Source organism: Streptomyces sp. NPDC006174, from assembly GCF_040614075.1.
Lineage (GTDB): Bacteria > Actinomycetota > Actinomycetes > Streptomycetales > Streptomycetaceae > Streptomyces.
In genome coordinates, this window is sequence record NZ_JBEXTJ010000002.1 from 261693 (window position 1) to 285543 (window position 23851).

Below are 23851 nucleotides of genomic sequence, written 5' to 3' on the forward strand. Positions count from 1 at the left end.
TCGCGTCCCGCGCCGACGTTTCCTTGCGCCGGTCACGTCCCACACGCCGCCGTTCCGTTACGCCGGCCACGTCCCACGCCCGCCCACAGCTGCCGCGAAATCCCCTGCTGGATGCGCCCGTGGTGGATACACTGACCGCATGACCTCCGTACCGTGCCGAAACTGGTGGCGCCCCTCTTAAGGAGCGGCCGCAGCACCTGTCTGCACGGAACTCAGGGCCGTTCACCATGGACGGCCCCTTTTCGTTGCCTTCTTCTCCTTCTTCGGGCCGTCCTCCGCGCATCCATCCACCACCGCGAGGAGCCCGACCATGACCACCACCGCTACCGCCCCAGCCCCCGCCGAGCTCCGCAGCGCCGAGCTGGAGCACCGCATCGCCCAGGAACCCGCCCGCTTCCGGGTCCTCACCGGCGACCGTCCCACCGGCCCTCTCCACCTCGGCCACTACTTCGGCACCCTGCGCAACCGGGTCCGCCTCCAGGACCTCGGCGTCGACGTCATGATCCTCATCCCCGACTACCAGGTCCTCACCGACCGGGACACCGCCGAGCGGCTGGCGGAGTACACCGACGGGCTGCTCCTGGACTACCTGGCCCTCGGCATCGACCCCGCCCGCTCCACCGTCTTCAACCACAGCGCCGTCCCCGCGCTCAACCAGCTCCTGCTGCCCTTCCTCAGCCTCGTCTCCGTCGCGGAGCTGAGCCGCAACCCCACGGTCAAGGACGAGATCGCGCACTCCCGGCAGTCGGCGGTCAGCGGGCTGATGCTCACCTATCCGGTCCACCAGGCGGCCGACATCCTCTCCTGCAAGGGCAACGTGGTCCCGGTCGGCCTCGACCAGCTGCCGCACCTCGAACTCACCCGGACGATCGCCCGCCGCTTCAACGAGCGGTACGGGAACCTCTTCCCGGAACCCGACGCCCTGCTCTCCGCCGCGCCGCTCCTCCTCGGCACCGACGGCACCAAGATGAGCAAGAGCCGCGCCAACGCCGTCCCGCTCGGCGCCACCGCCGACGAGACGGCCCGCCTGATCAAGGGCGCGACCACGGACGCGGACCGGCACATCACCTACGACCCCGACACCCGCCCGAACGTCTCCTCGCTCGTCCTGCTGGCCGCGCTCTGCCTGGAGCGGGACCCGCACGAGGTCGCGGCGGAGATCGGCGACGGCGGTGCCGCTGCTCTCAAACGGACGGTGACCGACGCGGTCAACAGCCACCTGGCACCCTTCCGGGCCCGGCGGGCGGAGTACGCGGCGGACCTCACGTACGTACGGTCGGTGCTGCGCTCAGGCAACGAGCGGGCGAACGCCCTCGCGGAACGGACCCTGGAGGAGGTCCGGGAGGCGATGGGCACGTTCCGGTAGCTCCACGCGCGAGCCGTCACGAGGCGATGGGCAGGTTCCGGTAGCCAGGTGACGGTGCCTCGGCGCAACGGCCTCACTGCCGCGGCAGCACTGTCCGCTGCCGCCGCAGCAGCTCCGCCAGCCCCCGCCGGGTGGCGGCGATCACCACGCGGTCCTGGGCGCGCAGGACGTACTCGGGGTCCAGGTCCCAGACCAGGCCGGAGGGCGGCGGAGGGCCACCCGCCGCGGGGTACGGGGGGAGTGCGGCGAGGTCCGGGTTGCGGTCGGCGGGCGGGGTCGCGTCGATGGCCAGGACCCGCCACGAGCTGGCCTGGAACGCCTGCTCCACCGTCCGGCCCTCCAGCTGCGGATGGCCGGCCACCTCCAGGGCCGCGAAGAGCATCACCTTCCGCTCGACCGGCACCGCGCCGAGGATCTGGCGGCCCATCATGGCGACCGCGAAGGACGGCGCGGCCAGGTGCGAGACGGACCGGGAGCGGGTCAGGGCCTGCGGGTGCGCGGTGCGCAGGGTGCGGTAGACCGCGGTGGCGAACTCGTCGTCGTACAGCCGCAGTGCCACCCTCAGGTCCGGCCTCACCGACCGCGCGTACAGCGTCGCCTCCAGGTTGGTCGTGTCGATGCTGGTGAGCGCGAGGAGAGCGTGCGCGCGGCGGATCTTGGCGGCTTCGAGGACGCCTTCCTGCGTGACGTCGCCGAGGACGGTCGGTACGTGCATGGAGCGGGCCAGCGGGATGCCGCGCGCGTCCGGGTCCTCCTCGACGACGACCACGGGGATGTCCAGCTCGCGGAGGCGTACGAGGACGCGCGTACCGATCTTGCCGAGCCCGAGCAGCACCACGTGTCCCGACAGACCGCGCGGCGGCCGGCGCAGCGAGGAGGCGGTGCGCAGGGTGCCGAACGCCTCCAGGACGGCGGCGATCAGCAGCGGGAGCAGAAGCAGGCCGGCGACGCCGGAGAGGAGCTGGATGATCTGCCGGGCGGCCGGTGCGTCCTCCGCCGGATCGTTCATGCCGAGCAGGTCGAGCAGTGTGAGGTACGTGGAGTGGATCGCGCTGTCCCCGGTGGTCAGGACCGAGGCGATCACCAGCGCGAGCGCCGCGACCGCGACACCGAGGGCCGACCAGCGCAGCCGGCGCGAGAAGACCTGGGCGAGCGGCGCGCCTCTGCCGCCCATCCTGGTCGCGGGGCGGTCCGGGTCGGCTCGGCTGATCGCCTCCAGCACGACGGTGCCGCGTCCTACGGCGGCGGCCACCGTCTGTTCGTCCGGCAGGAGTTGAGGGCCTTCGGCGCCGCTGCCTTCCGCACCCTCCGAGCCTGCGGGGTTGTTGGTGGTGGAGGAGAGCAACGCCAGCGTGCAGAGCCCCGGGTCGAGGCTCTCTCCGGCTCGCGGCGGCGGGCGCTCGGCGGCGCGCAGGAGCAGTCCTTCGGCCTGGATGACCTTGCTGCTGCCGGTGAGCGCGGTGGCGGCGAGCGCGGGTGCGGCCGTGTCGGCGTCGGAGAGGACGGTGGTGGAGGCGTCGAGCAGCGCCGGGTCGATGCCGGGCATGGCGACGGCGGCCGCCTGGTCGAGCAGCTCCTCCAGGTGCTGGCCGAGCTTGCGGTTGTAGAGCCGGATCACCAGCCGCAGCCGGGGGTTGAGGCGGCGGGCGGTGAGCGCGGCGCGGATGTTGCGCTCGTCGTCGTCGTAGACGAGTGCGAGAGCGGCCGCCCGGTCGACGCCCGCCTCCTCCAGCACGTCGTCGGAGGGCTCGGGCGCCTCCATGATCCGGACGGCCTCGACCCCGGCGTTGGTGTCGTTGCCGCCCGTGTTCCCGCTTCCGTTGGCGGCGGTGCGGTTCATCGCCGCCGACATCCTGCCGAACAGGGCCGCCGCGCGGCCGCGTTGGGTCAGCGGCGTCTCCGGGCTGTTGGCGTCGCGGCCGGGCGGCAGGAGCAGCGTGACCCGTTCCCCGTAGACGAACCGCAGCTCCACGGCGAGCCGTCGCGCGAGCGCGTCGTCGCCGCAGACGATCATGTGACCGGTGGACGACGGCTGTCCTGGCTGCGGACGTCCGGCCTGCGGGCGTCCTGGCTGCTGAGGAAGTGGGGGCACGAAACCCAGCATGCCGTGATCCTTCCGGCCAGGTCTTCCCGGTCACTGTGGAATGTTGGTGATCTTCGCATGGTGGTTCTGGATCGCTGGCCGGTTCTGCTCGCCGGGTGGCTGATTCACCGAGGGAGCGGACGGCCGGCTCGTCGGCTCCGCCAGCAGCCGGCGCGGATCGGCGGCCCGCTGGATCGCCGTCTCCACCGCCGCGATCCGGTCCGCGAGCAGCCCGAGCGCGGCCACGGCGCGGGAGATGGGGTCTCCCCTGCTCGAACGCAGCTGAGAGCTTGGGGAAGGGTCGCCGTCCGGCCCGCCGAGCGCCTGTGTGCGGACGTACGAGGAGGTGATCGCGGCCCACCGCTCGGCCTGCTCGGCGGTGAGTGTGCCACGCAGGACGGCCAGCTTCAGCAGGTTGGCCTCGGCGCCCGTGGTGAGCGTCTGCGCCTCGCCCGCGTAGTGGTCGTCCACGACGGCGGAGAGCTCGGCACCGTTCATGACGGGCACGATCCGCTCCGCGATCTTGTTCATGTTCCGGTACGACCCCTGGAGCCGGAACGGCGGCTCGGTGCGCGTCACGTCCGTCTGCGCGGCCGAGGCGATGTACGCCGCGTTGACCGCGACGACGGTGTCCCGGGCGGCGAGCAGATGGCGCAGCACTGCCAGTACGGCGTCCAACTCCGCTGCCGAGTAAGAGTGTTCCAGGTGCTCGGCGCGGGCCGCCGGATCGCCGCCGCCGGCCAGCCGCACCAGCAGTGCCAGGTCGTCGCGCGAGCGCGCGGCGAGCGGAGCGAGGACCGGGTTGGCGGTCAGCGCGTTCTCCACGAAGCTCAGCGCGAAGACGTCCTCGCGCCCGCTCAGCACCTCGCCGAGGTTCCACACATCGGCCCGGTTGGCCAGCATGTCCGGGATCCGGAACTGCTCGCCGGACTCGGTGTACGGGTTGCCCGCCATGCAGACCGCGAACCGCTTCCCGCGCAGGTCGTAGCTGCGCGGCTCACCGTTCCGTACGCCTTCGATCCGGCGCGTGGCGTCGCACAACGGGATGAATTTCTGCAGGAGTTCGGGCGAGGTGTGCTGGATGTCGTCCAGGTACAGCAGCGTGTTGTTGCCTGCCTCCAGAGCGAAGTTGATCTTCTCGATCTCCTGCCGCGCGGTCGCGCTCGGCGCCTGGGCCGGGTCGAGCGAGGTCACGTCGTGGCCCAGGTTCGGTCCGCTGATCTTGACGAGGACCATCCCGAGCCGGTCCGCGACATACTCCATCAGCGTCGTCTTGCCGTAGCCGGGCGGCGAGACGAGCAGGAGCAGGCCTTGCGAGTCGGTGCGCCGGTCGGCGTCCGCGGTGCCCAGCTGCTTGGCCAGGCTGTCGCCGATCAGCGGCAGGTACACCTCGTCCAGCAGCCGGTTGCGGACGAACGCCGACATCACGCGCGGCCGGTGGTCGTCCAGCCGCAGCCGCCCGCGCTCGGCGTCCAGCAGAGAGGTGCGCAGCCGCTGGTAGGCCCGGAAGCCGGGTACGGTCCGGGTCCGGAACTCGCCCGTCCGGGACAGGAGTTCATCGATCCGTACGGTGATGGCCCCGCCGCTCCCGATGCGCGGGTGGTCCCCGAGGAGGCCCTCCACACGCTCGGCGAGCGGCGCGTCGCACGCGTACCGCTCCAGCTCCGGGCACAGCTCCACCGCCACGGCCTCCGCGAGGTCGCCGTCGGTGGTCGCGGCGCCGGAGGCCTCCGCGTACGGGACGAGCCAGCCCTCGACGAGCTGCTTGCGGGCGGCCAGGTCACCGCCGAGAGCGGCGAGGTCGTCCGCGTACGCGTCGGGCCCGGCGGCCCGGTGGAAGGCGTCCAGGAACGTCACGACCGTGGCGCCCACGACGAACCCGGCGGGCCCGCTCGTCACCTCCTCGAAGAGGTACGCGGCGACGGCGTCGGCCCGCGCGTCGTCCTCGAACTCACGGATGGCAAAGGCCCATTCCTCCTGGAGCACCGCGATGGCCGGAGCCGGTCCGAACGTGTCACGGGCGCGGGCCAGCGATGCGGCCCGCCGGGTCCACGAGACTCGTTGCGCCTCCTGTGTCCCGTACGCCCAGAAGAGCTGAGCGGCCGCGCGGACGGCGGGCTCGTGGCGCAGCAGCCCCGCGGTCCCGTGCAGGCGCAGCAGAGCGCGCAGGATGGCGGTGGCGTCCTCGTCGTGGACGCCTCGGGTGTATCCCTCGTCGTACGCCTCGGCTGCGGACTCCCTTACCAGCAACACGAGTTCGTCATCGGCCAGTCCGACGAGGCGCGAGGCGCCGTGCTCCTCCAGCAGCCGGGCCGCCAGATACTCGCCGCGGTAGACGGCGGCCGACTCCGAAGGCAGCAGTTGCTCCCAGTACGGCCGGGTCGTCTCGAAGGCCGGGTCGGTGACCGGCGCCCGGTAGTCGGTCCCGGTCAGCGCGAAGGCGAGCCGGTCGCCGGAAGGCACGAGCGTCAGGTCGAACGGCTGTGTGTTGACGGCGAACCGGTGGCGGCCCAGCTTGATCACGGACCCGCCGTCCGCGTACAGCTCGCTCCGGTCGCGCAGCGCTCGTCCGGCCTCCTGCCGGGCCGCCTTCAGCCGCCCGTCCAGCTCCTCGGCCCTTACGGTATCGCCGAGTTCGCGCAACTCGTCAGCGGTCCGGCGCACCTTGGCGACCATCGGATCGGAGGCGAAGTACGTGTGGACGGCGTCCAGATCGTCGAGCGCGGCCACCCGCCGGCCGATGGTCTCCAGCACCCGCTGCGCCGACCCGGCCAGCCGCTCGGCCCGCCGCGCCCGCTCGTCCTGGAGCGTCTGCTTACGGGCCGAGAACGCCTCGTACACCTCGCTCCGGCGCTCGGCCAGCTCGGTGAGGAAGTCGTCGAACTCCGTGAACCGCGACTCCAGGTTCTCCAACTGAAGGAGCAGCCGCGCAAGTTGGTCGTCACACGTCTCCGGCGTATCGGCGGCGGCCAGCGCACCGGTCACCGCCTGCCCGAGCAGCGCGAACTCGGCGGCGAACTCGGCCCGTCCCTCCTTCGACAGCAGCTCCCGCCGCCGCGCGTCCAGCGTGGCGCGGGCCCGGTTCGCGCCGCCGAGCACTTCCGCGATCCGCTCCAGGATCGACGTACGGACGGTCACGTCGCCGATCTCCAGACCGGCCACCACGTCCGTGACCGTGGCGAGCCCGTCCGTCATCGTGCCGAGCCGGTCAGACACGGTAGCCGCGTCCCGTACGGTCGCCAGCGCGCCGGCGTCCTCGACAAGCCTGGTGATCTCCTCTCGGTACCCGTCGAAGGCGTCCTCGCGGGCCAGGAACGACACGGCCCGCTGAGCGGCCGACGCGATGTCGTCCTCGGTCCGGGCCGAGAGCTCCGCGATCCGCTCGGCATCGGCGTACCGCATCTCGCTGATCGTCGCCAAGTGGCCGTGCGCCTGCCGCAGTTCGGTCAACCGCTCAACCCACGCGGCGGCCGATCCCGGCACCTCGCCGCGCACGCGCCGCACCAGCGCGGTGATGCGGCCGGCGGTCTCCTCCAGCGCGTCGGCGGACCGCCGCGTCAGCTCCTGTACGGCGGTGAACTCGGCCAGCACCTGTTGTGCCGTGGCCCGCAGCTCCGCCAACGGCTCACCGAGGAAGCCCAGTGCGGAATCGGAAAGCCAGTGGTAGCGGTCCTGCGCCCGCGCGCAGTCGGCGGCGAGCTGCGCGTACACGGCGGTCGTCGGCGTCATGTCCCGTACGCCGTGCGCGAGCGCGAGACAGTCCGAAATCCCGCGTACGAGATCGGCGTTGCCGGTCCGCGCGAGCGGCCCGGTGCCGGCCGGACGGGCGGCGGCGTAGGTGTCGGAGACGTACGGCGTCTGCCACCGCTGCAACGGATGGACGCGCGCCGGAACGTCCGGGCCGTCCGGGTTGTCGCGGAGCAGGATCAACGTGCCGTCGTCCAGAAGCGCGTGGCCACGTCCGGTGAGCGGTGTGGCGACCTCCTGGCGGATCAGGTTGTACGGGAGGAGGAGGCTGCGGAGGCCGTCGCGGGAGCGGAAGACGTACAGCACGTCCTCGCCGTTCGGCGAGCGGACAGCGCCTTCGAAGACCGGTTCGGTCAGCTCCTCCGCGGTGTCGAAGGTCTTGGCGGTGCCGGTGGTGAGGTAGTAGCCGCCGGGAAAGATGATGCCTTGGTCCTCGGGCAGCCGGTGGCAGGCAAGTCCGATGGAGTCGAGGCGCTGGACGGTGGAGAGCAGCGAGTTGAAGACGAGGTACCGCCAGCGTGTCTCCTTGTACGGCCGCACGCGCAGCAGCACCAGCGGCCCGGCCTCGGCGTACTCCACGTCCGCGTCCGCCAGCGACTGCAACGGCTCGTCGACGGGCTCCTCGTAGATCCCGTCCGGCGACTCGGTGTCGTCGGTCACCTTGACGGTGAGCGTGCCGCCGAGCGCGTCGACGAAGAGCCTGCCGCCCTTGCCGATGACGATGTGCGGATGGCGCCCGGTGATGTGGGCCTCGCGCCCGGCGACGGTCCAGTCGAAGTCGTGGGATGCGGGGAACACATGGTCACGCTCGCCCTGCGCGTCGAGAAAGGCCCCGGGCGACCCGTCGGCGCCGAGTGCCCAGCGCAGGACGCGGATGTCCTCGGCGTCCTTGCCCGTACGGAAGACGGCGAGCAGCTTGCCGTTGACGCGGCGGAGGCGGAGGAGACGGGCGTCGCGGAAGTAGCGGTGGAGGGAGGAGAACTCGCGGTGGAAGGCGTCGTGGTGGAGGAGGGTGGAGTCGTCGTCCTTCTCGGCATCCTCGGCGTGCTTGACGAGGAGTACGTCGTCGACCTCGGCCTCGCCTCGGGCGCCGGGCCCGCGCTCGAACCCGAAGAGCAGCTGCCCGCCGACGGCGATGAGGTCGCGCGGGACGGCGGGCTGCTCGGTGCGGACCTGCTCGGTGGCGAGGAGCCGCAGCTCGGTCGACCCGAACTCCTCGGTCCGCCGCGCGTTGAGCGCCTCGGCCCGCCGCACGAGCTCGTCGGCCTGAGCGGAGAGCCGCCGCCGCAACACCTCGTAGGCACCGGCATCCACATCGCCTCCGACGCCCTGCCTGTCCTGCGGTGCGGTGGTGGCGGTGGCGGTGCCGGTGATGTCGCTGTCCATGCGTACGGCGCTCCTTACGTGTCTTCGTCTTGTCCGGCGGGGCCCTTATCCAGCCCGCGTTGGGCACCCACCCAGCCCAGCCGGGGCCTGCTCCCAGCCCGTCCGGGGCCCTATTCACCCGGGCCGGGGCCCTTTTCCACCCGGTCCGGCGTTTGAGGACGGAACCCTGGGGCCGGTGGTCCCGCTCTTTGCGTGAGAGCAGGCACCCAATCCAGCCGGTCCGGCGTTTGAGGACGGAACCCAGGGCCCGGTGGTCCCGCCCCCGGCGTGCAGGGCAGTCCCAGAGGATCCCGGCCGGCAAGGTGCCCACCCCCGTGGGGCACCCCACTCGGCCGGCCCGGCCCCTCCGACAGAGGGTTCCGTCCTCAAACGCCGGACGGGCTGAGGGTGGCCGAGCGTTCCGTCCTCAAACGCCGGACGGGCTGAGGGTGGCCGAGCGCTCCGTCCTTAAGCGCCGGACGGGCTGGGGGAGGCTGTGGGTTCCGTCCTGCAGCGCCGGACGGGCTGAGGGTGGCCAAGCGCTCCGTCCTCCAGCGCCCGACGGGCCAGAAGTGGCCGCCCCGGAACCGGCTCACGCCGGACGGCTGGCGGTGGCCGCCCCGTTCCGCCCCACCACATCCCCCGCAGGAGCAACCTTCGTACCGGCCACCGAAGACACCGCCAGATCCGCCACCCCCAACTCCTTCGCCGCAGCCAGCAACTGCTCCACCTGCCCCGACGCCGCCCCCGACGACCCCATCAACCGCATCAGCAGCGCCGACACCGTCAGGTTCTGCACATCACCGGTGGAGACCGAACCCAGCACCCGGCTCAGGTCATCCGTGAAGGACGACGACCCGTCCAGCCACGGCCCCGCCAGCGCCCGCGCCGTCTGCGAGTTGTCCACGAACCCGTCCACCGCCTTGCCGAGCGAGATCGACGAGACGAGCCGGTCGAAGAAGACCGAGTCGCCGCCGACGATGTCGATGTCGGCGTTCTCCAGCCCGGTAGCCAGCACCGTCGCCTGCGCCTCGGCCACCTGCCGCTGCACCTCGAGACCGGCCAGCCGGATCTCCTTCTCCGCGTCGAGCCGCAGGCGGTACTCCTCGTGCCCGCGCGACGCCTCGTCCAGCGCCGCCATCGCGGCCGCCTTCTCCGTGAGCCCCGCGGCCTCCGCCTTCAGCCTCTCGCCGATGACGGCCGCGTCCGCCGACGCCTGGGCCTGCGTACCCTCCGCCGTGGCCAGCGCCTTGAGCCGCGCGCCCTCCGCCTCGGCCTTGAGCCGGGCCGCCGTGGCCTCGGCCTCCGCGAGACCGGCCTTCTCGATGACCTCGGCCTCCGCGTCGCGGACCTGCACCGCCGCGAGCCCCGGCGCGGCCGACTCGGCCTGCACACCTTCGGCCAGCCGCAGCTTGGCCTGCGCGTCCAGCTCGGCGGTCTTCAGCCGCGCCTCGGCGAGCGTGAGCTGCTCGGCCGCCAGGTGCGTGGAGGCGGCCTCGGCCGCCTCGGCCGCCTTGATGTCCTTGACCAGCTTCTCCTGGGCCTCCGCCTCGGCGGCGATGATGACCGACTTGCGGGCCCGCTCCGCGTCCTCGACGGCCCGCAGGGTCAGGATCGACTCCTCCTGCTCGGCCACCGTACGGTCCACCGCGATCCGCTCCCGGATGACGTCGGCGACCTCGCGGCGCTCGGCTTCGACCTCCTTCGTGGCGGCGATCCGGTTCAGCTCGGTCTCGCGCTCGCGCCCGATGACCTCCAGCATCCGGTCCTTCTCGATGCGCTCGCTCTCGACGGCGATGACGCGCTCGCGGTTCTTCTGCGCGACGGCGATCTCGCGCGCCTGGTTCTCGCGCTGGATGCCGAGCTGCTCCTCGGTCCTGATGAACGCGCTCTGCGAACCGAGCCGCTCCTCCTCCTGGACCCGCGCGGTGGCCGCCTCCTCACGGGCCCGCAGGGTCTCGACCTCGCGGCGCTGCTTGATCTCGGCCTCGGCCTGCCGGCGCTCCAGCTCCAGGATGGTCTCGCGGGCGTCGACGTCCTGCCGGGTGATCTCCTTCTGCTCGGTGCGCTGGAACTCGTTGGTGCGCACGTGCTCGATCGCCGTCAGTTCGGTGATCTTCCGGATGCCCTGGGCGTCGAGGATGTTGGCGCCGTCGAGCTGCGACATCGGGGTCTGCTCAAGGAAGTCGATCGCGGCGTCGTCGAGGTGGTAGCCGTTCAGGTCGGTCCCGATGACCTGGATGATCCGGTCCCGGAACTCCTCGCGCTTGGTGTAGAGGTCGACGAAGTCGAGCTGCTTGCCGACGGTCTTGAGGGCCTCGGAGAACTTCGCCGCGAAGAACTCCTGGATGGCGACCTTGTCGCTGGCCCGCTGCGTACCGATGGACTGCGCGACCTTGATGACGTCCTCGACGGTCTTGTTGACGCGGACGAAGAAGGTGATCTGGATGTCGGCGCGGATGTTGTCCTGGCAGATCAGGCCTTCGCGCCCGGCGCGGCGGATCTCGATGGTCTTCACCGAGATGTCCATCGTCTCGGCCTTGTGGAGCACCGGCAGGACGACGGCACCGGTGAAGGTCACGTCGACCTTCTTGGTCTTGGAGATGATCAGCGCCTTGCCCTGCTCGACCTTGCGGAACAGCCGGGTGACGACGAAGGCGATGGCGACGACGATGAGCAGGACAACGGCGATCAGCACGCCGATGCCCAAGGAGATGGCATCCATAAGAGTCCTTGGGAGTTCGAAGGCAGGCGAAGAACGAAGAAGAAGAGGAGAAGGAAGAACGCGTGCTGTCAGGCCCGCGCCGCACAAGCGACCCGCGAGCGCCCGGACCGGAGCAGATCCCGCACCCGGCACCACAGCCGGAGCAGACCCCGCACCAGGCACCACACACCGGCACACGCACTACACACACCGGCACATAAACCGGCATACCGGCACAAGACGACCGGCGTCAGCCGCCCGTGACCTCCGGCAGTCCCGCCGCGCCGCCAGATTTCGCGTGCGGACCCGGGTCGAGAGCCGCGTCGTACGGCGACACCCAGAAGAACTCGCCCTCTTCGTCGTACGCGTAGAGGAGTCCCGTACTGCCCGAGACGAGGCGCTCCTCGGCGTGCAGCTCGGCGAGGTGCGCGACGCGGGGTGCCTGGCGGACCTGGACGATGGCCGTCGAGCCGTCGGCCGCGGCGACCTCGGCCTGGCCGAATGCGGCGCTGACGGAGCCGGTGCGGAGGGTGCACACGCGTCCGACGAAGTCCCGGCGCGATGGCGGAGGTTCCGCCGGGAAGTACCGGCGGAAGAGGTGTGCGAGAAGGCGGACGGTGCCCCAGGCGAGGAACAGCGATCCGGCGAGTACGGCGACGGCGAGCACCGCGCGGGTGGCGCCGGTGGCCGGGAGCCGGTGCACCAGGACCGTGCCGGTCAGGCTGCCGAACCAGCCGATGACGACGAGCAGCGATACGGAGACGGTGACGGGTACGCCGCCGAAGCCGACCGCGCCGGAGTCGAGGTCCGCGTCGAAGGAGTGCTGGTCGGCGGCGCCGGCGAGCACGAGCAGCCAGAAGCAGACGACGACCACGAGTGCCGCGCCGAAGATGACGGCGGGGAAGCCGAGCGCCGCGTTCAGGAACTCGTCCATCGGTCCCACCCCCTCTGCGATTCTGCGCGCCGGCCGTGTGGCGGCGCGCGGTCTTCAGCCGGTACGGGGGAGTGGTGACAGCTCACCGGGTCACGACGTTCACCACGTTCGGTATCAGGGCCGGCCCGGCGGCGGGGCCCGGCGCTGCGGCACTGCGAACCGTGCCGCAGCCACCGGGTCGTTCCCCTCAGGTGCCCGCCGTCGATCCCGGATCCCCCGTGGATCCCCCGCGAACCGTCCGGCGGGCCGCCTGTTTCCCCCGCTATCCCCCGTGCTCCCCGGTGTGTTCCCCCGTTGTGTTGCTGACCTGATCCTGTCATCGGACCCGCACCCACCGCATTGCCGGATTCCGGCAATCTTTACGCTTTCCTGATGCCGGGCACCGGCACCGCCCGGTGTGCGTTGGGGAAATGGCAGGACTGTTGCAAGGCTGAAGGAGTGTGCGTGGCAGAGCCGAGGATCCCTGAGGAAATGCTGGGAAATTATGCCCAGATTCTGGGTGAAGTCGCCACAACGGGACGCCGTCTGACGCGTAACGAACTGGAGATGCGCCGCGCGTTGGGCCGGGAGGCGGCCGACGCGGGCCATCAGCTCCGCGCACTGGTGACGATGCATCTGGCACAGACCCGAGAGGCCTGGCCGAAGGCGGCTGCCGGAAACAGCCCTGACGTGGCGGACGCGGTGCTGGCCGCGGTGGAGCAGGCGGTGGACGCGTTCGCCGAAGGTTTCGAGCGCGCGCAGCGGCTGACGGTCCGCCGGGAGGAGGCGGCGCGCCGCGAGTTCATCGACGATCTCCTGTACGGGCGGAGCGACTTGGTCCGCCTCGCGGAGCGCGCCACCCGCTTCGGCCTGCGGCTTTCGCGGGCGCACGCGGTCGCGGTGGCGACGGGCCCGGAGGCGTACACGGAGACGGACGCGGTGCCGCGGAGTGTGGAGGCGGCGCTGCTGACCCGGTTCAGCGGCCGCAAGATCCTGCTGACGACGAAGGACGGCCGGATCGTCTGCATCGCGCCCGGCAGCCAGCCCGACGTCCTGCGCTACTTCGCCAAGCAGTCGCACGCGGCGACGGACGGCGGCCAGGTCGCGATCGGCCGCCCGCACAAGGGTCCCGGCGGCGTGGTCCACTCGTACGACGAGGCACTGGAGGCGCTCGACCTGGCGGACCGGATGGGCATGGACGACCCCGTGCTGTACGCCTCGGACCTCCTGGTCTACCCGGTGCTGACCCGGGACCGGCAGGCGATGGCGGATCTCGTACGCAGCGAGCTGGGCCCGCTGCAGAAGGCGCGCGGCGGCGCGGAGCCGCTGCTGAAGACGCTGGCGGTCTATTTCGACGCGGGCTGCGTGGCGGCCGAGACGGCCCGCCGCCTGGCCTTGAGCGTACGGGCGTTGACGTACCGCCTGGAACGCATCCACCAGCTCACCGGCTCCGACCCGGCGGACCCGATGCACCGCTACAGCCTGCAGACGGCGGTGATCGGCGCGCGGCTGCTGGACTGGCCGGCCAAGGAGCTGTGAGGCCCCCGGCCGGCCCGAGAACTCGTATCCCTACAGGTCGAACTCGTGCGGAGGCAGGTCCAGGGCGAAACACGCCTCACGCACGACGGCCTGCTCGGTCTTGTCGAAGTCGCCGTCGGCGCCGCCGATGATGATGCCGATCTGGATGACGGCACGCGCCTCGGCCGGCTTCTTCTTCGCCTTGGCGATCTCCTGGAGCACGCTGACCTTGCCGAAGGCGAAGTCGGCGGTGAGCTTGTTGACGTAGTCGTTGAAGCGCCGCTGCAGGTCGTCCGCCGGGAAGTTCTGCAGGACGTCGTTGCTCGCGATGAGCGCGGCGACACGCTGGCGCTCGGACGGGTCGATGGAGCCGTCGGCGGCGGCGACCAGAGCACACATGGCCATGCTCGCGTCCCGGAACGCCCCCGACTTCAGGTCGTTCTTCTTCGCTTCCAGCTGCGTCTGCATAGACGAAGCGGATTCCTTGATCCGATCCCACAGGGCCATGACATCTCCATACGTTGCGGTGCAATGCCGGAACAAAAGAAAACTCTACAGACGTGTAGAAGCTAGCAGGGACGGTGACCCCTCCGCCCCGGGTTCGCGGTGTCGGCTCGACGTGCGGGTGCGAGTTCCGGACAGCACAACGGCCGGTCCAGGCAGCCGTGGTGACGGCGGCCCGAACCGGCCGGAGCGGTTCGTACGGGTCGGTCAGTCGCCGCGCGCCTCGCCGGCGGGCTCCGGAGTGAGCTCGTCGTGGTCGCCGAGCCGGCGCTCGGGAGCGGCCTTCGGCGGCGCTTCCACCGCCGGACCACCGGGCTTCACACCGCGTGCGGCCTGGAGCTTCTCGGCGAGAGGCTGCGTCCACCGGGCGGTGAGCGGCCCGACGATGACGAGGATGAGGACGTACGCGGTGGCCAGCGGCCCGATGCGCGGCTCGGTCGCCACGGCCAGACCGGCGATGACGATGGAGAACTCACCGCGCGCCACGAGCGTGCCGCCGGCCCGCCACCGCCCGCGCGAACCGATGCCGGCGCGGCGGGCCGCGTACCAGCCGGTGGCGATCTTGGTGAGGATTGTGACGACGGCCAGGACGGCGGCGGGCAGCAGCACCGGCGGGATGTCGGCCGGGTTGGTGGAGAGCCCGAAGAAGACGAAGAACACGGCGGCGAACAGATCGCGCAGCGGCGTGAGCAGCTTGCGCGCTCCTTCCGCGACCTCACCGGAGAGCGCGATGCCGACGAGGAACGCGCCGACGGCCGCCGAGACTTGGAGCTGCTGGGCGACACCGGCGACGAGCACGGTGAGGCCGAGGACGACCAGGAGCAGCATCTCCGGGTTGTCGGAGGAGACCGCGCGGCTGATGAGGCGGCCGTGGCGCAGCGCCAGGTACAGCACGAAGCCGACCGTGCCGAGCGCGATGAGCAGCGCGAGGCTGCCGCCCGCCAGGCTGACACCGGCGAGCATGGCGGTGAGCAGCGGCAGGTAGACCGCCATCGCCAGGTCCTCCATGACGAGGACGCCGAGGACGACCGGGGTTTCGCGGTTGCCGAGCCGGCCGAGGTCGGTCATCACCTTCGCGATCACGCCGGACGACGAGATCCAGGTGACCCCGGCGAGCGCGACGGCACCGACCGGACCCCAGCCGAGGATGAGCGCGGCGACGGCACCGGGCGTCGCGTTGAGCACGAAGTCGACGGCGCCGGACGGGTACTGCGTCTTGAGGCTGGTGACCAACTCGGACGCGCTGTACTCAAGTCCCAGCAGAAGCAGCAGCAGGATCACGCCGATCTCGGCGCCGACCATGGTGAACTCTTCGCTCGCGTCGAGCGGGATGAGCCCGCCGTGGCCGAAAGCGAGCCCCGCGAGCAGGTACAGCGGAATCGGCGAGAGCCCTATCCGCCCGGCGGCCCGCCCGATGAGCCCGAGCCCGAGGATGACGGCGCCCAGCTCCACCAGCAGTGCAGTCGTGTCATGCACGGTCAGCCCTCCGCAATGATCTCGGAGAGCGCGTCGACGCCCTCACGCGTACCGACGGCGACGAGCGTGTCCCCGATGGCGAGTCGAAAGTCCGGCTCCGGCGACGGGTGAGCGCTGTGCGTACGCAGCACCGCCACGATGGACGCCCCGGTCCGCGTCCGCGCCCGCGTCTCGCCCAACAGCCGTCCCCCGTAAGGAGATCGGGACCCGAGCGGAATGTGCTCGGTGACCAGGTCGATGCCTTCGGTCCGTACGGCGTCGATGGGTGCGGGGTCGATGAGGTGGGCCAGCGCGGTCGCCTCGGCCGTCGTCAGGGGCACGGACAACCGGCACGAATCAGGGTCGTCCTGTTCGTAGAACCCGATGAACCGCCGCCCGTCGTGGTGGACGACGACGGAGATGTGCTGCCCGGACTCGGTGGTGAAGTCGTACTGAGCACCTACTCCGGGCAAGGACGTGCGACGGGTTCCCATGACTGCCTCCCGAGACGTGCGTCGTGTCCCGGCGCACCTGGTGATCTCTTTATTCGGCCATGACCTTATCTGGCGGCTTCAGAGGCCGACGGGCGTACCGGTGCGGTACTGCCGGGGGTCTGCAGACAGGTGCCGACGCATGTCCCATCGCCACGGATCATGAGGCCATGTGTCTGCTTGTGCGTAACTAAGCACTGAATTTGTCCTTGTCAGGGTCTCTCACCGACTCCCTGTGCCAAGCTGCGTGGCCAAATCGGCGTTCCTCACCGTAGTCATCTTCGAGGTGTTGTTCGGACGACCGTGGGAGAGGCAACTTGACAGCGACCGTGATCGCCATCGCGACGGCAATTCTGCTGAGTGAGCTGGCATTCGACGCACGCGACATCGCCTACTGGCGCCGGTGGCTCGGGTGGTTCGGCTACGCATGGCGCCGTCTGTTCCTGATGGCGGTTCCCGCCGTGCTCGCGCTGGTCGTGCTACAGGTGGCGCCCGACACGACCAGCGTCGCCGCACAGATGATGGTCGGGGCCGCGGCCGGGGTGACGGCAGCCGCGCTGCTGCGTGCGGACACCCGGGGACACACGAGGATTCGCAGCGGAGGAACCGACCACGACCAGATGCAGGTCGCGTCGGCGCTCTCCTGGATGTACCGGCAGGTGTGCCGACGCTATGACGCGCGGGCGCGGACGGGCATCGACCGGTTCCTGCGGTCGCTGAGGAACGAGACGCCGGGTGACTCGGAGCGGCTTCTGCAGACGGCCGAGGAGATCGAAGGCGTCATCAGCCAGGAGCTCAGGTCCGTCCAGAAGACCGGCCCGCGCAAGGACCTTCAGAAGTGCCTGGACACCCTGCGGGAGCAGATGGACCTCGCGGTCGACCCTTTCGCGGATCCACGCGAAAAGCGGCGGGCCTCCCACCAGCTCTCCGAGTCGATAGCCGAGGAGATGTCCACCCGCCGATGGAACCGTCCGCCCGCACACCTTCGACGCTAGGAGCGCCGGTGACCGACACCACTCCCCAGCAGAACGCCTTCTCCTCCCACTGCGCCACGATCGTCAGAATTCTCAGGCAGCAGGACGACCGCGGAGCCCCGAGCCCGGCGGAAGAGCGGGACCTGGCAGCGGCACTCTCCCACGTCACCGCTTCGCTGCCACGCATGCTGAGTGCGCGGGTCCGGGAGGCGGGGCGAGATCCGCAGGACGTCTCCCAGGAAGCGCTGGAGCGCTTCATCACCGCGGCGAGCACCGGCCGCGTGGATCCGGACGGGTCCCCGGCCGGCTATCTCATGACCATCGCCATGAACGTCGTGCGGGACGCCCTTCGTAGCGGGCCCGACCCCATTCCTCTGGACAGCCGTGCTCCGGCGTTCGACGCCGAGGTCAATCCGGTCACCAAGCTGCTCGACGAGCTCGCGTCGGCCGACTCCGTGCGGCGGGCGCTTGCGCTCGCCCATGCCGAGGGGGACCAGATGGTCCTCGACGTGATCGCCGCATGGCTCGACCTCGCGCACCGCAACGGTATGGAGCCCACGAGCCGGGCCGTCGCACAAGAGGTCGGCATCAGCAAGACCACCGTGGCCAACGCCCTTCTCCGGTTCAGGCGGTATCTGGGTGAACAACATTGAGATTCGCCCTCCGGCGGTGGCCAAGGGGCGGCCCTCGTACGTACGAGTAGTGGAAACCGATCCAGGTAAGCCAACCCGAACGATGGTGGGGGTAGAGAGGTGCCCGATGGAGCGGTCAGACAGCATGCCTAACAATGTCGGCCACACGGATGAGCCGCTGATCAGGCCAGATATCGATGGACTGGCCCAGGCCGTACCGGCACGACTTGCCGATTTCATGGCAAGTCTGGTGTATCTCGCGCCGTCCGGCCAGGAGCACGCCCTGCAGGCGCTGGGGCCCGGATCGCGACTCGTTCTGGAAGCGCTGCGCTTGGTGGATGTCGGCGACCCTCCGCGGCTGACCGAACGCGGCCGGCTGGCGGCGGAACGGCTGGCGGACACGCAGGCGCAGGGGGAGGGCTCCGCCGTGGGCAACCACCGGTCCGGCACGCGGCTGCGGCGGATCGCCCGCGTCCTGCCCATTCACGAGCGTGACGTTGTGGCCGCGTCCACCGCGGCCGAGGAACAGAGCGATGAGTTCATCGTGACGTACGAACTGTCGCCGGAGCCCGGCAGCCGGTCCGACGGCGGAGGCGGGGCGAAGGTCGAGGTGGCACGGAACGACCAGGACTTCTGGATCTGGCAGCGCGGCGGACCTGACACCGTCGTCGTCCTGGAGTCCATGGAGCCCCTGCCGGTGAGCGACGACCCGGTGGTGGTCGCCAACCCGGACGGCCAGCCGCCGTCCGTCCTGCTCCGGCGCCTTTTCGGTCTCAGTGAGGAGAACGATGGCTGACGATGCGATGGTGGTCTCCGCCGACCGGCGGCAACGGGAACTCGCGCTGAAGTTGCAGTGCGCGTTGCTGTCGCTGGACCAGCGCGTCCGGAACGCTCCCGAGGCGCCGAAGGGCGCGACGGACGAGGAGGTCCTGAGGCGGGCGGCCCCGTACGCCCGAATGCTGGCCACTGATGTCAGGAGAGTCTGGAGCGCCCGCCAGGCGCTGCGGCAGAAGGGGACCGCAGGCTTCTTCGGAGTTCCCCCGTGGCTCGGGCCGCGATCCGCGACGGTGGCGTCCGGAGACAGGACTCCGGGGTCGTCTGCCGGGCTGCGCTTGCTTGAGGAACGTCTGTCCTCCGAGGACCGCGTATGGGCCCAGGTCCGCACGTGCCTCTCCGCAGAACCTGCGGGGAAGCTCCTCGCCTCGCTGACGAGTGACTGGACGGGCGCCACCGCGCCGACGCGAACCACCGCGGCCACCGGCGGCCCGGTCCGGACGGTCAGGCAGCCGGAGGAGGGAGGTGAGCCGGGGAGCGCGACCGGAAGCCGCCCCACCCGTATCGAGATGCTGTTCCCCGTCATCCACATGGCGAGCAGCAACAGCTTCCTGGTCGAGTTGACGCTGCACGCCGTCGATCAGCCGGAGGAGCCGTCCGGCACCGAGAGTCAGGCTCTGACGCCGAAGTTCAAGTCGGGCCTCTCCGCCGGGCGGCAGGCAGGACTGAAGCTGGCCGCACGGCTCGGCGTCCCGGCGCGGGACCTGCGCATGTGGGAGACGGGCGGCTTCACCTTCCGCGGCATACCGACGAGTTACCGGCTCGACGACACGTCGGCCAGCGTCGGTACCGCGGTGGCGGTGGTCCGGCACCTGCTCGACCTGCCCGACCCGGTCACACTCGTCTCGGGTGAGGTCAACGGTGACGGCGTGGTGATGTCGCTCCCGTCACCGGCCGACTTCACCGTGAAGAGCCGGGCGGCCGGCGACCACGGCCTCGGTCTGCTCCCCCTGGTTCCGCAGCGGGCACTGTCCGACGTATGCGAGAACGTATGGCCGAAGTCCTGGGCGTTCGCGGTGGAGCGGACAGCACGCAGTGGCCTGCTCGACCTTTCCCATGAGGCACGCCTGGTAGGAAAGGTCAGCACCGACGTCACCGCCACCGGCCAGTCGTTCTCCCTGGTCAGGCTGAAGATGGTGGACGAAATCCTGCAGCGGATGAACGCCGGCGCTTCGGCGGTCGTCGTCGGCGGTCCACGTGCCTCGGCCCGGACGACCTCGGTGCAACAGGCGGCACTGGAGTGGTCCGGTGCGAATGGCGCGGCCGTGGTGGAGTTACGTCTGAAGGACGGCGCCCTGCCGGACCGGGCCGACCTCACGCACACCATCGAGCTGGCCCGGCACGCCACCCAGACACCCATGGGCAGTCCGACCGTGGTGGTGCTGGAGGATCTGCTTCCCTACGACGACGCGACCGATCTCGACGCCGTGCTGCCCCAGGCTGCCGAGGCGACCGGAACCAGGATCATCGCCATCTGCCTGTACACCGGAGGGACGCGGTGGGCGACCAACAGTGTCGCAACTGTACCGAGCATCCCCCGGACCGGTGAGATGAGCGCCTTCTCCGAGGAGTTCATACGGCTCAACGGCATCAGACTGGACGCCGGACGGCTCGCCGTGGCGCGACATGCCGCGAACGACGACTTCTGGTGGCTCGTGCACCTCCTCATGGACAGGGCTCCGTTGCCGGACGGCGCCGGTGCGCAGGACGCCCTCGCTCTTGCGTCGACGGCGACGGACACCCGCCCGCGGGAGGAGGCGGAGGATGCACCCTTCCCTTACCCGACCGGGCGGCGGCCGGCCGCGGAACTCGATCCGTCCGCCGCCATCCGAGCCGCCTACGTCCGCCGGGCGCGCGGTCAGGTCAGCCAGGCACAGCTCGACCGGATAAAGGCCGTCGCCGCCAGCAGCCTGCTACGGGTCGGTGTGCCGGACTCCTTGCTCACCGGCCTGTCGCCCTCGGCCCTCCACCGGGCGGGAGCGCAGCGCGACCGGTCCGGACGGTGGTACATCGAGCGCAGCGCGACCTGCCGGGCCCTGCTCGCCTCCAACGAGGCCATCGCGGACTCCACGGGAAGGGAGTGGATGCGTACCGCCGATGCGCAGTACATGGCGCTGGCGACACTGCTGCGGCCGTATCTGCGCAGCTACGACCGAAAGGCGGTGGGCTTCGTCACCACGCTTCTGGTCTCCGCCAAGACCGTCGAGGCCGGCCTCCACCGACGCCTGCTGGAACTGGTCTCTCCGATGCTGACCGGCCACATCCACGTGGACGCTCCACCCGTCCTGGTCGCCCACGCTCTGCTGGCCGGCGGAGACACCTTCCGTTCGGAGCAGCGGCAACAGCTCTTCGAGACGCTCATACGCAGCATTTACGTGACGGGCTGGGGCGGGATGACCGCACGTCAGGCGACGACATGCCTGCGGGCCATCCGGTCGAACGAGGACCACGCCGTCGGACAGATCGTTCCGCTCCACGGCGAGGTGATCGAACGTATCGGCCGGGACATGAGGCCGGTCCTGTCGCGCGGCGACCCCGCGCAGGGGATGCTGCTCGTCCACGAACTCGGCCGTCGGTTCGACCGCAGGACAGCAGACGAGGTGGTGCCGCTCGCCGTCCAGGCCACCAGCAGCTGCAACCCCGGTCTCGTGGAGCACTACGGGGCCGCGATGGGTCTGCTCGACGCGGCAGATAAGTACGGCAACGATCTCCGGTCCACGATCCGGGAAAAGTTCGCCCGATCGCCCGGCGTGCGGCGGTTGGTCGAGGCCGAACACCGGAACGACGCAGGGCTCATCCTCGCCCGCGTCGCTCTGGAACTCGCGCTCACCGGTGACTCGGAATCCGGGGCGCTCAAGAAGTTGGGCGCAGCTCTGCCCGCCTCCACGCCGTACAGCGTGGCGCAGGGGCTACTGCTGATCGAGCGGATCGATCTCGGATGGGGACGCAAGTTCCTGCCCGATTCGAAGTTCACCTCCTGGTTCCGGAAGGTCGTACTGGACAGCGGCAACTCCGATGTGACGCCGTGGCAGTTGGCCCAGCTCATCCGCACTCTGGGAAAGATCGACCCCGGAGCCCTGATGGAGGCGCTCTACTCTCCCGACGGGAGCACGGCGGAGACTTCCGTGATCGACGCGATCGTCGTCTGTGTCCTGGACATGGGAGACCTCAAAGGGGTGGGGCAGGTCGTGGCCGCTGTCACCTCGTTCGACATTCAATGGGGGCCGGGTGGTTCCGACAACGCGGCTTCTCTGCTCTGTGCACGGTTCGAGCAATTCGTCGATGACGCCTTGGACACCGAGCGACGGGGGAGCGTCGTCCTCGCCGTCGTGAATGCACTCGTGGAAGCCAATGTCTCGACCGCGACGCTGAACGCGCTCCTCGAGCGCTGTGCCGACGTCGTGGAGATGGAGGCGAAGGACAGCGATAAGGAATACGCACCGCGGCTGGCGCTACTGATCGGCCAACTCGACTCCGTAGGGACTGAGTTCCTGTCCAAGATCGATTCTCGGCTGGACGACGACCTGCTGTTGAAGCGGATGACGAGGACTCGGTCCGTGGAATCGAGCGCGGCGTACATGGACCTCGCGCGGGCGCTGCGCCGAACGCAGGACATGGAGTTCCTCGAGACATTCCTGGAGGACGAATGGCTCACGTACTCCCTGAAGGCGCTCAGCGACGGGAGCGTGCTCTCCGCCCTCAAGGCGCTCCGCGCCTACAGCCTCTTCCTGCGCGACGCTTGCGTGACCCTTGAGGAGGAGGGGCTGCTCAAGAGCGTCAGCGACGATACGAAGGTGTGGGCCAAGCGGTTGAAGAAGCTCTTTCACCCGTCGCAGCTCAGCGAGGCACTCCATCTGCTGAACCGGCTCGCTCCGGCCATGAGCGTCCTCATCCTGCGCGAGCTCGATGTGCTGTACCGCCCAGGAGCGAGCGTCGGTGCGGCTCTTCCGGCCCTTCCCGCGGCTCAGCCGGCGGCGGCGGCCCCGGCGGGAAAGCCGATCCCGGCCCCTGCCAGGATCGCCCTGATCGAGCAGCGCAAGAAGCAGCAGCGTGATGTGACGGCCCGGCAGCTCCCCGGCATGCTGCGTCACGTCCAGAGGCAGTTCATCAATCCGGTCCAGGCCATCGAACTCATCAACGCGGCGCGAACCATCGACGAGGACGCGGGGCGCAGTATCGGCACGGCCCTGTCCGCCAGGGGCAACTGGGAAAAGAAGGCCAAAATTCTGCGCGATATGGACGCTCCGGTGCACCTCGGGAACCTGCTGCGCATGATGGCGGAAGCAGACCTCGCCCTTCCCCCGAACGTCCTGGAGAAGCTCTTCCGCGCCTGGCAGCATCGGGCGTACAGACACCGCTCTCCGGCCGTCGCGGGCAGCATCATCTGCGGCTTTGCCGCATCAGGGCCACAGGGTGAGGAGATGGCGCGGTTGTGGGCGCTGGCTCTCAACATCGACGCCTTCGCACGCAGGCTGGAGCGAGGTCTGCCCCACGACATCGAATCCGCCCCTCGCCTCGTCCAGGCCCTCGACCTCTGGAGGCCGGATGGGAGCGCGGAGCGGATCGCCCATGCGCTTCCCCAGGACGCGGTGGCACGGGTCGGCACCGACGTCGCCGTGAATCTCCTGCTCACACTGGAAGAAACCTTCCCCGACGCAGCGCTGCCCCATCTCGAAGCCGCACAGAAGGTCATCGCGGAAAGATCGCGGCTACGTTACGTGCCCAATCCGGAGGAGCACTGGCACCAGCTGGGCTGGCTGATCCGGATCACCCGCCCGGGGCCGGGCACCTGGACCGACGCATCGGACCTGATCTACGAAGAGGTCGCCGCGAAGTGCAGTCGGCCCGAGATCGTGGCGTGGGTCAGGAGCTGTCTGAGGCGGCTCCCGGATGACGAGAGCTGGACTCTGCCCGGCGAGAAGATGGCGATCTGGGCGGAGTGCGCCCGGCTGCTGGCCCACTCCGAACTTTCACCAGGGGCCTCACCTCACCACGGCCGATGTGGTGAGCTCCTGCGGGCGGCCTCGACACGCTGGCAGATCCAGCTGCTGCACAGAGCCAGGCAGGACGCTGAGCTGCGCCGAGGACTGACCGATGATGACCTCGACCGTCTCGACGAGGAGGGGGAGGACCTGATCATGGTCGGTCGGCCCGTGGGCGCGATCCTGAAGCGCGCGGTCGAAGAAGTGCGGGCCACCTCGTTGTCGTTGTGAGGAGGCTCCGAGGACCGGACCGCAGAGGGAGGGGAGAGCGGCCGGCATAGGG

General features: G+C 70.2%; 13 protein-coding genes. 6 read left to right on the plus strand and 7 right to left on the minus strand.

Translation table 11 applies throughout. The features are described from left to right. Positions 1-310: 310 nt before the first annotated feature. On the plus strand, positions 311-1366 hold the full coding sequence (gene trpS, locus ABZ267_RS05660) for a tryptophan--tRNA ligase (protein ID WP_356749877.1): 1056 nt from the start codon (positions 311-313) through the stop codon (positions 1364-1366). Between the two features lie 73 nt (positions 1367-1439). Here trpS and ABZ267_RS05665 read toward each other — a convergent pair whose 3' ends face one another. The 4 genes from ABZ267_RS05665 to ABZ267_RS05680 all read right to left on the minus strand — a co-directional run bounded on the left by ABZ267_RS05665 (position 1440) and on the right by ABZ267_RS05680 (position 12199). Continuing rightward, the gene (locus ABZ267_RS05665) at positions 1440-3470 is read right to left on the minus strand and encodes an NAD-binding protein (protein ID WP_356749879.1); all 2031 of its coding nucleotides are present in this window, start codon (positions 3468-3470) and stop codon (positions 1440-1442) included. 30 nt (positions 3471-3500) lie between these two features. Beyond that, positions 3501-8582, minus strand: coding sequence for a DNA repair ATPase (locus tag ABZ267_RS05670; RefSeq protein ID WP_356749881.1), 5082 nt, complete (start codon positions 8580-8582; stop codon positions 3501-3503). 571 nt (positions 8583-9153) lie between these two features. Then, positions 9154-11286 (minus strand): flotillin family protein, encoded by a 2133-nt coding sequence (locus ABZ267_RS05675; RefSeq protein WP_356749883.1) that lies wholly within the window; start codon positions 11284-11286, stop codon positions 9154-9156. A gap of 229 nt (positions 11287-11515) precedes the next feature. Then, the gene (locus tag ABZ267_RS05680; RefSeq protein WP_356749885.1) at positions 11516-12199 is read right to left on the minus strand and encodes a hypothetical protein; all 684 of its coding nucleotides are present in this window, start codon (positions 12197-12199) and stop codon (positions 11516-11518) included. 444 nt (positions 12200-12643) lie between these two features. On the opposite strand from ABZ267_RS05680, the gene ABZ267_RS05685 reads away from it, so the two are divergent. Further along, on the plus strand, positions 12644-13717 hold the full coding sequence (locus ABZ267_RS05685; RefSeq protein WP_356749887.1) for a helix-turn-helix domain-containing protein: 1074 nt from the start codon (positions 12644-12646) through the stop codon (positions 13715-13717). A gap of 30 nt (positions 13718-13747) precedes the next feature. Here ABZ267_RS05685 and ABZ267_RS05690 read toward each other — a convergent pair whose 3' ends face one another. The 3 genes from ABZ267_RS05690 to ABZ267_RS05700 form a co-directional block, all read right to left on the minus strand. After that, on the minus strand, positions 13748-14203 hold the full coding sequence (locus ABZ267_RS05690) for a TerB family tellurite resistance protein (RefSeq protein WP_026241823.1): 456 nt from the start codon (positions 14201-14203) through the stop codon (positions 13748-13750). Positions 14204-14407: 204 nt separating this feature from the next. Beyond that, positions 14408-15676 (minus strand): cation:proton antiporter, encoded by a 1269-nt coding sequence (locus ABZ267_RS05695; protein ID WP_356749889.1) that lies wholly within the window; start codon positions 15674-15676, stop codon positions 14408-14410. A gap of 2 nt (positions 15677-15678) precedes the next feature. Beyond that, positions 15679-16149 (minus strand): TrkA C-terminal domain-containing protein, encoded by a 471-nt coding sequence (locus tag ABZ267_RS05700; protein WP_026241825.1) that lies wholly within the window; start codon positions 16147-16149, stop codon positions 15679-15681. Positions 16150-16475: 326 nt separating this feature from the next. Between ABZ267_RS05700 and ABZ267_RS05705 the strand changes: the two genes are divergently transcribed. The 4 genes from ABZ267_RS05705 to ABZ267_RS05720 all read left to right on the plus strand — a co-directional run bounded on the left by ABZ267_RS05705 (position 16476) and on the right by ABZ267_RS05720 (position 23799). Further along, the gene (locus tag ABZ267_RS05705; protein WP_356749892.1) at positions 16476-17141 is read left to right on the plus strand and encodes a hypothetical protein; all 666 of its coding nucleotides are present in this window, start codon (positions 16476-16478) and stop codon (positions 17139-17141) included. An 8-nt stretch (positions 17142-17149) separates the two neighbouring features. Beyond that, positions 17150-17773 carry a sigma factor gene (locus ABZ267_RS05710; protein ID WP_356749894.1) on the plus strand — a complete coding sequence of 208 codons (624 nt, stop codon included), beginning with the start codon at positions 17150-17152 and terminating at the stop codon, positions 17771-17773. A 106-nt stretch (positions 17774-17879) separates the two neighbouring features. Continuing rightward, positions 17880-18548, plus strand: coding sequence for a hypothetical protein (locus ABZ267_RS05715; RefSeq protein WP_356749895.1), 669 nt, complete (start codon positions 17880-17882; stop codon positions 18546-18548). Beyond that, a complete protein-coding gene (locus ABZ267_RS05720; RefSeq protein WP_356749897.1) occupies positions 18541-23799 on the plus strand; it encodes a hypothetical protein in 5259 nt (1752 codons plus the stop codon). Before ABZ267_RS05715 ends, ABZ267_RS05720 begins: the two co-directional genes overlap by 8 nt. Positions 23800-23851 lie beyond the last annotated feature (52 nt).

Excerpts from the sequence above, each read along its gene's own strand:
- trpS (WP_356749877.1), top strand. The coding sequence starts at position 311 with ATGACCACCACCGCTACCGCCCCAGCCCCCGCCGAGCTCCGCAGCGCC.
- ABZ267_RS05665 (WP_356749879.1), bottom strand. The coding sequence starts at position 3,470 with ATGCTGGGTTTCGTGCCCCCACTTCCTCAGCAGCCAGGACGCCCGCAG.
- ABZ267_RS05670 (WP_356749881.1), bottom strand. The coding sequence starts at position 8,582 with ATGGACAGCGACATCACCGGCACCGCCACCGCCACCACCGCACCGCAG.
- ABZ267_RS05675 (WP_356749883.1), bottom strand. The coding sequence starts at position 11,286 with ATGGATGCCATCTCCTTGGGCATCGGCGTGCTGATCGCCGTTGTCCTG.
- ABZ267_RS05680 (WP_356749885.1), bottom strand. The coding sequence starts at position 12,199 with ATGGACGAGTTCCTGAACGCGGCGCTCGGCTTCCCCGCCGTCATCTTC.
- ABZ267_RS05690 (WP_026241823.1), bottom strand. The coding sequence starts at position 14,203 with ATGGCCCTGTGGGATCGGATCAAGGAATCCGCTTCGTCTATGCAGACG.
- ABZ267_RS05700 (WP_026241825.1), bottom strand. The coding sequence starts at position 16,149 with ATGGGAACCCGTCGCACGTCCTTGCCCGGAGTAGGTGCTCAGTACGAC.
- ABZ267_RS05715 (WP_356749895.1), top strand. The coding sequence starts at position 17,880 with ATGGAGCGGTCAGACAGCATGCCTAACAATGTCGGCCACACGGATGAG.
- ABZ267_RS05720 (WP_356749897.1), top strand. The coding sequence starts at position 18,541 with ATGGCTGACGATGCGATGGTGGTCTCCGCCGACCGGCGGCAACGGGAA.